This window comes from Pseudomonas parafulva (assembly GCF_000800255.1).
GTDB lineage: Bacteria > Pseudomonadota > Gammaproteobacteria > Pseudomonadales > Pseudomonadaceae > Aquipseudomonas > Aquipseudomonas boreofloridensis.
The window spans coordinates 1,432,237-1,446,661 of sequence record NZ_CP009747.1 but is presented as its reverse complement, the minus strand read 5'-3'; the positions used below and the strand labels follow the sequence as shown (position 1 = coordinate 1,446,661).

Annotated in this window: 3 protein-coding genes; all 3 read right to left on the bottom strand. The window is 65.0% G+C overall.

The window, feature by feature from the left end; translation table 11 throughout:
• Positions 1 to 15 precede the first annotated feature (15 nt).
• Genes NJ69_RS22180 through NJ69_RS06380 form a run of 3 tightly spaced genes read right to left on the bottom strand, consistent with a single transcriptional unit; the run spans position 16 to position 14,326 of the window.
• Positions 16 to 5,094 carry a SpvB/TcaC N-terminal domain-containing protein gene (locus tag NJ69_RS22180; RefSeq protein ID WP_052192015.1) on the bottom strand — a complete coding sequence of 1,693 codons (5,079 nt, stop codon included), beginning with the start codon at positions 5,092 to 5,094 and terminating at the stop codon, positions 16 to 18.
• Positions 5,087 to 9,631, bottom strand: coding sequence for a neuraminidase-like domain-containing protein (locus tag NJ69_RS06385; RefSeq protein ID WP_039577237.1), 4,545 nt, complete (start codon positions 9,629 to 9,631; stop codon positions 5,087 to 5,089). Before NJ69_RS06385 ends, NJ69_RS22180 begins: the two co-directional genes overlap by 8 nt.
• Positions 9,632 to 9,661: 30 nt before the next feature.
• Complete coding sequence (locus tag NJ69_RS06380) at positions 9,662 to 14,326, bottom strand: Ig-like domain-containing protein (protein ID WP_039577234.1); 4,665 nt, start codon at positions 14,324 to 14,326, stop codon at positions 9,662 to 9,664.
• Positions 14,327 to 14,425 lie beyond the last annotated feature (99 nt).

Below are 14,425 nucleotides of genomic sequence, written 5' to 3'. Positions count from 1 at the left end.
CGCTAGCGACCAGGCTCACTGCACTGTGCTACGGGCCCTGAGTCGGGCCTGCTCGATCACCTCCAGCCAGGTGTCGTTCTCGTCTTCGGACACGGTGAACCAGGGGTACTGCTGCACACGGCGTTCGTAGTTCGCCCATTGCCCCTCGACCTCTTCGCCGGCCGCCCGCACCACGCGGTACTCGCGACCCAGCGCGTCGTAATAGTGGGTGTCGGCATAGATGCCCTCCCGGGCGCTGTCGTCGCTGACCCAGCGCCAGTCATCCAAGTAGAACGGCAGCCAGACACGCACGGCCTGGCCCTTGTTGTCATACTCGGTCTTGCCGCTGACCGCCCAACGCACGGTCGCATCGCGACTGACGGCGCCCCCCTGCGCATCGGCCAGCAACGCGCCCTGTTCGGTACGCACGAACGCTTCGCCGGGAGGATTGAGCACCGCGCTCTGCAACAACTGCCCTCCCCCTGTCAGGGTCACGGTGACGCGCACCTGCTGCTCGGGGTCATCGTCGTAGCGGTCGCTGAGGATTTGCACGGTATGCGGCGGCGTGCGCCCAACCATGGCAAAGGGTCCCAGGCCGTTGACGCTTAGCCGGGCGGCCATTCGCCGCCAGGCCAGTGCACCACACCGACGCGCAGGGTCGGTGCTACCGTCGCTGGTGAGCGCCAGCGGCATCCAACTGTCGGCGACCACGGTGAAGGCGGTATGCACCGGTACGCCTTTGCTGTCGTTGAGTGCCACCGCGTCCGCCACGGTCGGCGGCGGCGTGAACGGACGGCCCGAGCAGTAACCGGTCATCACCGCCTCATCGCTGCCCGCTGCGGTTTGCGTGCCGTAGAAGCGGGTATGCAAGACCCTGCCCAAGGCATCCAGGGCCACCTCACTGAGATTGTCGTTGGCATCCTGGATGCGCACCGGTTGCAGAAAACGCCAGTCGTACGCCTCGATGGTCGATGTCAGTCCGGCGGCATCGCAGACCTTCACCACCACCACATCGTGCGCGCTGTAGCTCAGTTGGCTCGGTCCTGTGACGGTACTGTCCTGCATGCGGTGGGGCTGCCAGAAATGCAGAGCGTCCTGGTAATGACTGATGCCGTGGTGACCACAATAGGCCTGCTCGACCAGCGGCTCTCCCGCAATGCCGGGCACGCCAAGCCCATCGGGATCGGCGGCGTCGGCCAATTCCTCGGCATCCAGCGGCCGGTCCATGGCGATATAGCCACCGCGTTTGAGCAGTTCAGGCAGTGTCTCTTCCTGCAGCGGACGATCCAGCTCTTGCCGCACTGCCAGTAACCAGGCCTGCTCGGCTGCCGTGCGCGCAGGCGAAGACGGTACGCGTTGCAACGCGGCCAGCAGCGCTCGGCAGAACAGTGCGTCGGCGCTGTTGGCCGACAGCGCGCTGACCAGCGCAGCGTGCAGCGTGGCCAAGACAGCGGCGTCTTGCGCGTGCTGTGCGCCGAACCAGGCCAGCACCGACCCTAGCGCGGCGTCAGGTACACGACTTTCCTTGCGCAGCGCGCCATGAAGGCCCTCAGGCAGCGCCTCGGCGGCTTCGTCCAGCAGCCGATCACGCAGGGCCTGTACCGAAATGACGTGCTTGAGCGCCTGACGCAGCATCTGCGACGCCTCGCGGTCGCCAGGCGCCTGCTCCAGATAGGACAGCAACAGCCCGTAGGTCACGGCGTGTTCGACCACCGGCAGGCGTCTACGCAGGCGCCCCAGCACCGCCGGGTCGCTGGACGGATTGGCCAGCGCATCCTGCAACAGGCCGAGCAGGGTCAGCTCGAACGCCGGACGCAGCACGTCGAGCGAAGCCTTGTCGAGCATCGCGGTGCGGGTGTAGGCCCGCAGTGCCTGGCGCGAAGGCTCGCTGCTGGCGCCGCTGCCGTCGGCCTGGCGCCACACGGTCTTTTCGTAGCTGGCCAGGACGGTGCGCGCCGGATCACTCAGGGGCAGCCCCTGCTCGAGCAGGTACTCGACACTGAAACCACCCTCGGGCACTTGTGCCTGGGCGAAGTGCACCATGTCCCGACGCATGGCGCCTGGCAGCCCGATCACGAAGTCGTCGTCCTTGACCCGGTTGTGCACCGTGGCGCGGCTGAGACTCACCCAGCAGTCATATTGCTGCTCGTCGCAACTGGCCTCGATCAGCCCGCTCGGCAGGCTGGCCGGATAGATCTTGCGCTCGACCTCCTCTTGGGCCAGCGCGGCCGGATCGAGCAAGCGTGGATACTTCACGGTGACGCTCTCAAGCACATTGCCATACCGATCCTGTCGCAAGACGATGGCCTGATCCACCTGGGGATCCTGCGGATAGCGCTCACAGTTCAAGCCCAGATGCTGCACGGCGGTGATCAGCGCGGACGGATGCAGGTCGTCGGCCGTGGCGCAGGCGCGGATCTGCCAACGCGGGCGCTCGACGCTGTAGGGTTTGTCGGCCTGGGCCTGACCATCCAGGCCGTATACCTCCCGGCGCAGCAACTGCCCCCGCAGTGCGCGGTACAGCCATGTGCGTAGCGCCGGCTCCGGACTGAAGGGGTGCTCATCGTCGCCGGCACCCTGGGTCAAGCGCACCTCACCCTGGGGGAACGCAGCGTCCATGTCGGTGAAAGCCTCTTCGGCCAGCCCGTCGAGCGTCTCGATACCGCAGTGAAACCAGCTCAGGACCCGCGTCGGCGGTGACAGATGGGTGGCCGATGCATCGACCAGCGCGTGGGTGTCGGTCTGGAGCAGGCGCCTGAAACCGGCGAACTCGCGCTCGGTGGAGTCCCAGACGCCACCGAGGTAGCGCATTTCGCTGCCCAGCGTCACCCCGGTGATTTCATTCACCGCGGTCACCCGGCTCAGGGTGTGCACGGGAAACGGCAGATGACTGACCGGCGCCCTGCCCGTGCGGTGCGTCACAGCCGCCTTCTCGTCGAGCCAGGCCTGGGCTGAGCTGCGGTAATCCAGCTCGGTGCGGCTGCCAAGATTGTCGACGATGGTGTGCAGCAACCAGGGGCGCCGCTCGTTGAAGCGATACAGCCAACTGCGCGGGGCATTGTCCGCATCGTGAAGGGGTACGGTCAGCAGCAGGTCGGCCGTGCCCTGCCCGCGCACATCGGCGACTTGCACCTGGCACGTGTCGTCCAGGACCAGGCCGTCCGGCGCTTTGATGAAAGGGCCTTCCACGAAGCGGTTACCGCACTGGCTGACGAACACGCGGATGCCATCGGGCTGCAGGTAAAGAATGTCGGTGGTGCCGGCGCCGTCGGTGTCGGCCAAAAACACCCGCGAGGGACTGAAGTCGGCCACCTCGAATCCGGGAATCTGCAGCGCCTCATCGAACCGGCCGTAGCCCAACGAGGGCCACAGGGTGACACCCTGGCCGGTGATGCGCACCAGGTGTGCCTGGCCGCTGCCGGCAGGATCGGCGAAGACCACCATTGACTGGTCCAGCGAGGGCAGCGGTACGCGGCCGTGGTACTGCTCGGACCGCGCCGCCAGCCAGCCGCGATTGCCCGCCGAGGGGTACAGGCGCACGCTGCGCGGCCCCAGCGCGCGCAACATCACCACATCAGACTGACCGTCGCCGGTCAGGTCGGCCAGGCGCATCTGTGGGTGATCGTATTCGCTGGGCAACGCCGCGATCGGCACCAGGCCGCTCCAGGCGCCGTCCGTACCTAGCGTGAAGCTGCCCTGCAAGCCACCTGCGGTAACCACCCATTCGGGGCGACCATCGCCATCAAGGTCCATCAAGTCGGCGCGGCCAATGGTCGGCACCTGCGGCAGCGGCTCAGGCGGGCCCCAGGTGATGCGGTCTTCGCCAGCGCCGCGCTGGGGCGCGCGATAGTGCCAGGCGTGCTCGTCCAGGTACAGCAAGCCCGGCACGCCATCACCGTGAAGATCGGCCAGTTGCCAGGCGTCGGCCCAGAAACCGTCCAGCTCAGGCAGCGCCTCCCACTGCGGCACTGCCCGGCCCGGACGGCTCAGCTCGAACTCCAGCGGGGGCAAGCGCAGATCGACATCGGCGCTGAGTTGTGCAGCGGACACCAGAATACTGGCCACCGGGCTGCTGTCGTACTCCAGGTGCAGGCGTGCAACCAGTTCGGGTGTCGGGTCTGCCTGCCCGTCCAGCCGCGCGGTGCGGTGCCACAACAGCACGTCACGGCACAGCCGACGAAGACGCACATTGAAGCCGTAACGCCAGAACGAGTGGCAGTCGTCGCGAACCGGCCAGCACTGCGCGGGCTCGAACAGCGGAACCTGCTCAGGATCGGCGCCGCGCTCGCCATAATCGAACACGGTGAAGGTCAGGAAGTCATCTTCGTCGAACGCCTGCGCCGGAATGAGCAGCCCCTCGCTGGGCGTGGCATTCATGGCGTACACCGCCTGCGGATAAACGTTGACGACCCGCGGATGGGCCTCGAGCTCCTGCTGCGAACAGCCCTGCTCGTCCTCCGAGCGATAGCGATACACCACATGCTCGCCACGCGCGGACACCTGCTCTTCGAGGTACCAGCACGCGGTATGCCCGGGCTCGCCAGGCGCGAACAGGCGTGCCGACTCCGACCAGCCATACAGAGACAGACTGCCGTCGGCCAGGTACTGCAGCCAAAAGCCTGGTCCATCCGGATCCTCTTCGGCCTGCCAATGCTCCAGGCGCGCGTCGAGCCCACCGACACGCTCGGTCCACGGGGTGACGGCATACCCCGCAGGTGTCGCGCTGAACGGCAGGCGGGTGGCACGTCGGGGCTCAGCGGCCCTCAGCAGTTCGCCCCCGGACGGACCGACCAGGCGGTCATCACCGTCATAGCGCGGAAAACCGAAGCGTGTCGTGCACGCCACCGCGGGCAGCGCGTACTCCCACCCCGCGCCGAAAGCACTGTTGCCGCCGGCGCTGGAATAGTTCAGCGCCAAGCTGGCCGATAAGGCTCGGCCGCTGGGCGAAGGCAGCGGCAGGTGCCAACCGGCCGCACCGTCTGGTCCGGCGCTGGACAGCATGCCGCCGCCCACCGAGACCGTGCCGCCACCTTTGGGCAGCGCTGGCGGGGTATAGAACGCCGGGCGCTCGGCGGACGCGTCCGGTTGCAGGTCCTGGGGGCTTTGTTCAGTCACGGCCTTTCCCCTGCTGAGCAGCCTCGGGGGCCGCGCCAGAGGCGTCGGCGCACAGCAATTGTTCGACCTGATCCTCGAACGCAGCACCGCCATGCAGCGCGTAGTAGCGGACCTCCAGGACAACGTCGCTCAAGCTCTCGATCATCTCGCCCTGTTGCGCGTGACGCGGGAAGCGCAGCGTCCAGTCGGAAACGGCGCCGGTGCCCTCGAACGGCAGGTAGCGGTCATCGCTATCCGTGCCGCTGACCAGTCCCATGTCCTGCTGCGCCGAGGATAGGCACACCTGCTGCTGGGCGCGCAGGCTCATCATCACGCTTTGCGGCGCCGCCGCCACGTCTGCATCGCCATGGAGGAACTTCACGCCCTCGATGTCGGGCCGGATCAGCAAGCGGCTGCGCTTCTGCGCCAAGGTGGCGCGGATGTTCTGATAAGGCCCCAGCAAGGCAGGCAGCGACAACGCCACGCTGTGCAGACGGCGCAGGTAGTGGCCCGGGTAATCCAGGTCGAACAGACGCTGCGACAGGGTCAAGCTGATTTCGCCGTCGTCAGTCAGGGCGTTGCGAATCGCCGACCAGGAGTCCAGGGGAGTACCGGCCTTGTCCGTCACCAGATCGAGTTCGAGCAGGGCGTGGAGGGATACGGTCTTGCGCACCTCCAAATGCCGCTCGCCGCGCAGCAGCATCTCCGACTCCAGGCGCATCAGGTCCAGGCGTAACTCCCCGCCAGCGTTGAGCCCAAGACGGTCGGCCTGCCACACCGGCGGACGGATCACGCGTTTCTGGTACTGGCCCGTCTCGTACTGCCAGCAGGCTTCGGCACTGTTGCACAGGCTCACCGCCACATCGAACAGCGTCGAATGCCAGGCGGTGGCTTGCGAACGCAGCCAGCGATACAGCGCTTCATTGCTCGAACGGTTCTGGTAGAAGGTGTAGGTCTGCTCGGCCTGGGCCAGTAGTTGGCGGCTGTGCGCCAGCGCGCGCTCGGCGGCCAGCGTGCCGTGCTGCTGGGCCTCGAGCTGCTTGTCGATGACGCGCAGTTCATGCTGCGCCGTCTTGCGCTGCAGATCCCATTCCTGGCGACGGCGACGCCAGGTTTCGGTGTCGCGCAGGTTATCACTGGCGGTCAGCGCGATATTGGCGACGACCTCGGTGGTGTAGCCCAGTGCCATCAGCGGGCCTTTGTACTCCATGCCACCGTTGGCCAGGCCGAAGATCTTCGGCACCAGGTCGGTGAGGTAAGAGGAGCCAATGGCGGCGCTGGCGACATTGCTGGTAGCCCGGCCTGCGGTGTGCAGCCACTGCAAGGCCACCTCGCCGACCGTGACGTTTTCTTCGTAGAGCGCCGAGAAATGATCCACCCGCTGCTCGGCACCGGTGCGCTGCATCTGAAGCACCTGCGCGTTGTGCTTTTGCTGCTCGTGCAGTTGCTCCTGAATGGCGATGGCGTACTGGGCGATCTGCGCCGCGTGTCGGAACTGCAGCACCTCCTGCTGGGTGCGCTCCTCCAGTTCCATGTAACTGCGCAGTTGCTCGCCGAACTGGATGAGTGCCGCCACCGCTTCGTGGGCCTTGAGTACCAATGTGCGGAAACGATAAGGCGGTACCACCGTGCGGTTACCCATGGGTCGGGACAACCCGGAGCCCCCGCTCATGCGTGCAGCGAGCAGGTCGAATGGATCGGCGGCCGGCGCATAGAGCGGCAGTTCCATGGGCTGTCCATCGAGGGTCAGGAAATGCCTCAGGTTGTACAGGCGCGCGTCGAGCAACTGCCAGGTATCGAGCAGCTTCTGGTTGACCGGCAGGCGAAAGGCCGGGTGCACGGCCACGCCGGCCCAGAAGAACGTGTTCAGGTGCTTGGGCAGCGCGCTGGGCTCGACGACCGAGGCCAAGCCCAGCAGCCGTTCATCGCCAGGGCTGGCGTCCAGCAACTGCGAAACGCTGGGAGATTGCCAGGTGCTCACCGAGCGGGCTTGGGGCGCCTCGCCCATCAGGCCGATAGCCATACGGTAAAGCAGCCAGGCTTGCGCCAGGCTGTCGCGAGTCTGCTGACGATAAAGGCTGTCTGCCTGGTCGATGAGCAGCGTGACGTACTGGATGAAAATCGCCTTGCGATAATGCGACGGCGCATGCAGCGCGATCACATGCGGGTCGCTCAGCTCGTGCTCGAGTCCCGGCGCTGCCGTGTCCTCGAGCATCAACCAGGCACATTTCCAGTAATCCTGGCCGGGGTGCTCGGTAGCCTCGCGCTTGCGGTAAGGGTCGAAGATCAGGGCCAGCCACCGGCGCGCTTCGTCGTAGCGCTCTTCCTCGTGCAGCCGCGAAGCGATCAGGTGCGGCACGTGGAAGAACAGTTCGCGCAAATACATGCCGTTGGCATCGTCGATGCTCATGCCGGGGTCCGTAGCGCTTGGGCGCCACCGCTGGAGTTGACGCGCCTTTGCTTTCGCCACGAAGGCCGGTTCCTGCTGGTGCTGGGCATCCCAGGCGAATACCGACTCGGTAGATGCCTCGGCCCGATTGATCAGGTCAGGCACATGCTGGGAGTTCAGACGTACCGCCAATGGCGCGTCCTTGCCGCCGATACCGGCAAACACCAGGAAATCGGTGCCACTGGACTGCTGGTGGATCAACGGTGCCGGCGGCCTGGCCAGCACTTGGGAAGCGGCCAGCGTGACCGTGAAGGTGGACGTTTTACCGCCCGCATCGACGGTAATCTTGACCTCGTCTGCGCTGTCATCCACAACACTGACGAGCCAACCGCTGGTCGCCGCACCTGTGAGCGACCAGTCGCCTGTCCACAGCTCGGTCTCAGCGGCCTTCACCTTGACCGCCTTCACGATGGCAGGCCCGGACGCGATCGCCACGTGGTTCTGTGGGTCGCTCAGCGGGACAGGCGTTGCTGCATCGATCGCCACCTTGAAGCCGACGCCGTCACGAACCGCCTGCGGTGCCAGATCGTCCAGGCTCATGGCCTTGTCGAGCTTCACCGATCGACGCGCCACCCATATGAGAAAAGGTACGCCTTGACCACTGAGTTCCGACTTGAAGTCAGCCCGGGTGAAGGTGGCGGGGTCGCTCAACGACGGATGGCTGAACACCAGTTCGTCGAAGGTCGGTGGCATGACCATGCTGCAGAGCAGATGAGCGTCGAGCGCGTTCTCCATCGACACCTGGCATTTGACGCTCAGCGCATCCGATGTATTGACAAACCGTGCGCAGTACAGCGCATGCAGCCACCCCTCGTTGCGCCGCTCCAGCGAATAGCTCCGCACATGGAGTTGGTACTTGTCGTCCTGCCTGCTCAGTTGCGCATCCAGCCCGACGAACTTGTCGTTGTCCGCAGCGGCTGTGACCTTGCGCACCCACTTGTCGCGCGCACTCAGGCGTCGCTGCAACCTGAGCTTGCCCGGCTCGCTGCGAAAATCGCCGAGCAACGAGCCGGCCATGCGCTCGTCGAACTGTCCACTGGGGCGTTTGAGCACATCGCGCCACACGTTGAAGTGGTGGGTGTAGCTGCCATCGGCCTTGGGACTGGCGCAGGCCACCAGCAGTTGATCGTCACTGCCTTTCGTTCCGGCGACGGCCAGTGCCAGCAATTCATAGCCCGTTGGATCGAAGTTGCCATCCTCGGTGCTGACCTGCGCGCTCCAGAGCAGTTCGGGAGTCGACCAGATGCTGTCCAGGCCCAGGTAAATGATTTCCAGCCTCAGCGGGTAGGTCCGGGCGGCGGAATCCTGCTCCACCTCGATCGGCGGCTGCTGGTGCAGCCACACCAGGTGCAGTCGCCCGCACAGCAGCACAAGTCGCGCCTGAATCACGGTGTGCCCACTCGGCATGCCGACCAGCTTCCATTCCGACCAGGCATCAGGGGCGATGCGCTGGGACTCCTGGTCCAGCCGGACGCTCACGCGACGATGGTAATACTGGCCCTCTGGATCCCTGCCCAGCAGGTAATAGTCGGAATTGGCGTAGGTGTAGCCTTCGAAGTGATCGCCATCGCGTTGTTCGTCGCGGTAATCGATGTAGCCGGAGACCACGCGGATACTGTTCTGGAATTCGTACTGGCGGAGGAAGGCGAGCACCGCACTGCTGACCGAGGCATCGGAAATGCGCGCCTGCCCCAGGGCATCTTCCAGTGCCTGGAAGGGCTCGGTCTTATCCAGGCGCAGGTCGGCGCGGATGTAGTTCTCCGGATAGTCCTCCAGCATCTGGTAGGCCGCCCACACCGAGTAGTTGGACATGCCCTGACGCCAGAAGGTGACCAGCTTTTCGTCGAACGTCGCGCGATAGCCAGGCTCGAGGTTGTTGAAGATCGCGTTGACGTAGGTCTGGGTACAGGCGATCGCCTCCGCCAGGTATGAGGTGCTGACCGCCGCGCACACCTGGGTATCGAGCATGAAATAGTGGTCCAGATGCTCGGCGCTGATCATGTTCAGCGGGCCGGCATCCAAGCGCTGTGGCATGACGTGATGAATCACATAAGCACTGAGCGCATCACGCCATTGCTCGGTCAAGCGGGCTACCAATTCGGTGTTCATACTCACCTCTATCATTCGCGTCAATCAGGGTCAGGGCTGCGCTGGCTGAACGATCAGATCGAGCCAGACCACGCGGCTCGCCTTACGGTAGGTAATGCCCAACTGCGGCCGGGACTCGTGCGAGAGCCCCGTCGAGACGGCGGTCAGCGTCCAGCTCACCGTGCGCTCCTCGAAGGAGGCGACCTCACCGAGGCCGGGCTCGAAACTCAGCCCCAGCGCCGGTGCGGAATCGCGTCCGTCATACAGCAGTTGCAGCCCTTCCTTGAGCAGGGGGTGGTCGGCGGGCAAGGTGCAACTGAGCGTGTACGTGTCCTGCGCCGCGCCAGGCGCCGGTTGGCGAATGACGACCGGCCCGTCGAACGGCTGGTCGTCGAAGCACACCTGCATGTCCAGCGCCGGCAGAAAGATCACCTCGTCGAACTTCACTTCTTGCGGGTCTTCGCCCCAGGTGGCGACCACGGTGCGCGGTCCGGGAGTGGTCGCGCTGAGGATGAACCGCGCCTTGCCATGGGCGTCCGTGGTCATAGGCTGCGCAGGGTGGCCGCCCTCCTGCACCGTCCAGGTCACCGGACAGCGCTCCACCGGACGGCCATCGCGGGTGCGGACCTGGATCAGGAAGTCGCTGGCGTCGATACCATCGGCCAGCGGCCAAACGAGCCCTTGCTCGGTCACCACCTCCAACGCGTCCGGCAGTACCTCCAGCGTCAGCTCGCGAGGGTGGAAGCCTGTTTCATCATCGTCCTTCGAGCGCAGGGCCACACGCACCTGCAGCGTCCCGGCCTCGGTGGCGTCGATGCGCAGCCGGGCCTCGCCGTGCTCGTCGGTCTGGGCGTCGCCCTCGAAGCTGGGGCCATCTTCGCCATCGCCACGGGTGCACGCCCACACCAGCTTCTGGCCGCTGGCAGGCTCGCCGTTGACGCTGAGCACGGTGGCCTTGACGATGAGTGTGCCGACCACTGCCCAGGAGTCCAGCGCCAGCGCACGAATCGACGGCCGGTCTTCGAATGCCAGCGCGAATACCTGAGGATCGTCGGTACTGCCGGCGTACCACATGGCGACCCTGCCCTGGCCAGGATCCATGCTGCGCAGACGTGCCTGACTCAGGCCTTCATCGTTGGTCAGCGTTTCGCCTGCCAAATCGACGAACTCGCCGATATCGCTCGCCCAGTTGATCAAACGATCGACACCTGGATTGTCGTAGTCGTCGAACAGGCCCGCGACGATGACGTATTCGCCGAGCTTGCCTGCTGCTTGCCACGGCGCTGCAGGCAGCGGGCTCAGGCGAATGAGCGTCAGCGAGTCTTCGTCGCAGTCGATGACGATGGGCGGCGCATAGGCCTCGCTGTCGAGCAAATAGGTGGCCTTGACGTGAGCCACCCCCATCAGCTCTCCGGCGTCGAGTTCGACCGTCACCACGCCGTTGTGGTCGGTATAGCCGAAGCGGCTGAGCAAGGTCCCCAGATCGGTGGTCCAGCTCACGCGAATATCGGCCACCGGCTGGTTGCTCATGTCCAGCAGGGTCAGGCTGATTCGGGTCGATTCGTCCGGCTTGTTGGCGATCAGCCGCGACTGGCTGACCACGCAGCGCGTGGCCAGGCTCTGACGTAGCTCGGCGTCTTCGCCACGGGTCTGGCCAGGGCGGTTGAGGCTGCTGAGCATCTGTTGCGCTGCCTCGCGGTGGTCCTGGGTAGACGAGTGGGAATCGAGCCGGCTGAGCTTCATCAGCGAGATCGCGCTCAGGCCCGTGCGGTCACTGATGGCCTTGACCTGGGCCAGTACGATCAGATGGTCCAGGTTGCGGACGATACCGTCGGGCGTCAGGTGGGTCGCGACATCGAGCACCTCGCGAATGCCCCAGCCCATCCAGTTGGCGATCTTTTCCGCTGCGGCGTCCTTGATCAGGCGCCGCTCGTTCTCGCTCATCTCGCCCAAGGCCGCGATCGCCTGCCAGTAACCCAGCAACTGCTCCTCGGACTGGCGGGCGCGTTCCACTGCATGGGTGTAACGCTCCAGGCGATACAACGTCGGCAAGGTCAGTTCCAGGTCGCTCAGGCTCAGGCGCGGACGCTGCGTCGTCGACAGCAGCGTGGCCAGCAGCAGCGGTGAGAGCTTCAGGCGTTCGACCACCCGGGCGTGCCGCTGCATGCGCTGAAGCAACGGCATGATGGCCTTTGCCGTGGGCGATCGATTGTCCAGGGGATCGATTCTGGCGGCGCTTTCGAGCAGCGCGTGGACCTTGCCTGCGGCCCAGTACACGACCGCGATCACCCGGTCCGCGCTAAGCGCCAACGCTTGCGCCAGACGTTCCTGCACCACGCCCCATTGCTGCGAACGCACACGCAACAGCGTGCCCAGGATCAGACTCTTGAGGCGCTGCTGCTCGTCCGGGGCAAGCTCGGGCAATTGGGAATCCAGCGACCCGGGCGTAGCGACCAGCGCATCGATCACTACCTGGATCTCGCGCTCCAGAAACTGCTCGTAAAGCGCCGGTTCGAAGTCTTCTTCCGGGGTGCGCGCCTCGCGAAACAGCCCCAGTTCATCGACGATCTGCTTGAGCTGTTGCTGCCAGCTCGCGGTGCGCAGGGCCATCACGCCCGCTTCGGCCAGGTGCTGGTCGAGGTCCTGGAATGGCAAGAGTTCGCGCTTGATGTCGCCCAGCAAGCTCAGCGTTGCCTGCGGCACCACATCGACGGTTTCGATCGGCAGCAACTGTTGCACCAGCCAACTGATCGGCACGTCCTGCTGCTGACACCAGAGCACGCAGTGGGCTATCGCGTGGACCACGCTGAGGGTATCGGTCTGGGAAAAATTCCGGTGCATCGCATTGGTCGGTCGCCCGGCAGCCTGCAACGCGTAGAGCCCTTCGGGGCTGAGGGTTTCCAGCAGCGACAGCAGTTCGATGGTACTGATCGACAGCAGCCTTGCCAGCAAGGTCACTCGGTAGAACGCCGAGATCACTGGCAGCGAGCGGCGCAACGTCTCGCTGCCCTGCGCTTGCATGACCGTACGGGACAGGTAGCGGAAGGTTTCCAGGTTGATCCCCAGGCCATGGCACAGTTGGTCGATGGTACGTTTGCTGTGCGGATCGTCCCCGGAGAGGCTGAACTCCTCGTCGTCGAGCACCAACGGCAAGGCCGCGCCGCTGTTGAACACCCGGTCGAAGTGACTGGGGGTATCGCCAACGCCATGGACACCCATGTTCGACAATAAGGTGGCGAAGTCTTCGGCACTGCAGCCCAGGCGTTTGCGCAGGAACTGGAACACACCCAGACCGCGCAAGGTGTTGGTGCTCATCCACAGCGGGGAAGCCTCGAGCACTGGGCGGCGCTTGAGCTCGGTGGCTGCAACCTGCTCGGCATCGATGATCGCGCAGACCACCTGATCGACCTGCACATAAGGCAACTGCAGGGCATGGGCCAGGCGCATGAAGCGGTTGATACGATCCAGGCGCACCGGCGTCAGGTTCAGGAAGTAGTGCAGTTGCGGATCGACGGCGCTGCTGTCGACCGCCACAGGCTCACCGACGCTGCTGTTGATGAAGCGTGCACCGAACGCCGCGGCACCTGAATCCGCCACATCGCTGCGGACATTCTCCGAGCGCCGGGGCGCGTGGCCGGCCAGGGCGAACAGCGACTCCATCTGTGTCTGGTCGATCTGCACGATCTGGCAAAACGATACGACCCGACGTAGCGTCGCCTCCCCTTGCACACCAAAGTTCTCCAGGAAGAACTGCGCGCTGGCGTCTCGCTCCTCGTCGGCATGGGCGGCACTGGCCGGATCGCGCAGTGCCAGCAGCTTGCGATTCTGTGGGTCGACACGTAGTTGACTGCCGTTACCGAAATACGGCCGTTCGACCAGGATGGACCGCAGCGCCGGACCCAGCTCGCTTTCCTGCTGAAGGGCCGAATCGGACCAGTGCGAATGGGCTCCTGGCTGGATGAAATAGGGGTTGTCGAGATCGCCGAGACGCGCCACATCACCCAGGTGCAGATCGTTATGTGCAAGCACGGTCAGAATCTGCTGCCAATAGGTTTCATAGGGGAACAAACGCAGCGGATGGCGAACCTGCAGCAGCCTGTCCTCGACGGCAGACGATTCGCCCTTGCGCTGCTGCTCATCGACGATTGCCCGTTCGAGCACCTGGTTGACCACCTCCACCTGCGGCACCTCTCGACTCAGGGTGCGCTGATCGAGGGTCAGTTCGAACAGGTCTGGACGGCGCACCGACAGTGGCCGTAGGTCGGGGTGCTGATTGTCGCCTTCGATGTACTGCTTGACGAAGCTGAGCATGTCGATCAGATACGCGGCAGGCGAGGTGGTGGCGTCCACGGCCTCGGGCCGGGCGTTGTTGGCCCAAGAGGGCGAGAACTGGTTTTCGTATGTAGGACCGGTGCTCAGGGCGAGCGGCCCTTTGCGTTCATCCAGTGGCCGTGGCGCAGTGGCGATGAGTCGCTGTTCACGGAACGCGCGCATCATGGCCGCGCTGGCGACGTCCAGACGCCCCTGCAGACGATGGACTTCGCTGGCTTGCAGGGTGGGAAACTGCGCCATCAAGGCCACCTCACCGCTGCGCTGCAAGGCCATCACCGAGGCGGGTAGCTGCAGCGTATCGACCAGCGAGGCGTGAGCAGGCAATTCGCTCGCGAGAATCTTCTTCAGTAAAGCCTGCGTATCACTTGCTTTGCGTTTAGGCATAACCGTTCCCCGAGCTCCGTCCGAGAGGCCCCTGCGCGAGTGACTGGGCAGTCACGGCGCTTGAAGTTCAAGAGATCTTAGGGGCGACGGACAAACTGG

Bases quoted from the DNA above. Each gene is read 5' to 3' on its own strand.
- NJ69_RS06380 (WP_039577234.1), bottom strand. From the start codon at position 14,326: ATGCCTAAACGCAAAGCAAGTGATACGCAGGCTTTACTGAAGAAGATT.
- NJ69_RS06385 (WP_039577237.1), bottom strand. From the start codon at position 9,631: ATGAACACCGAATTGGTAGCCCGCTTGACCGAGCAATGGCGTGATGCG.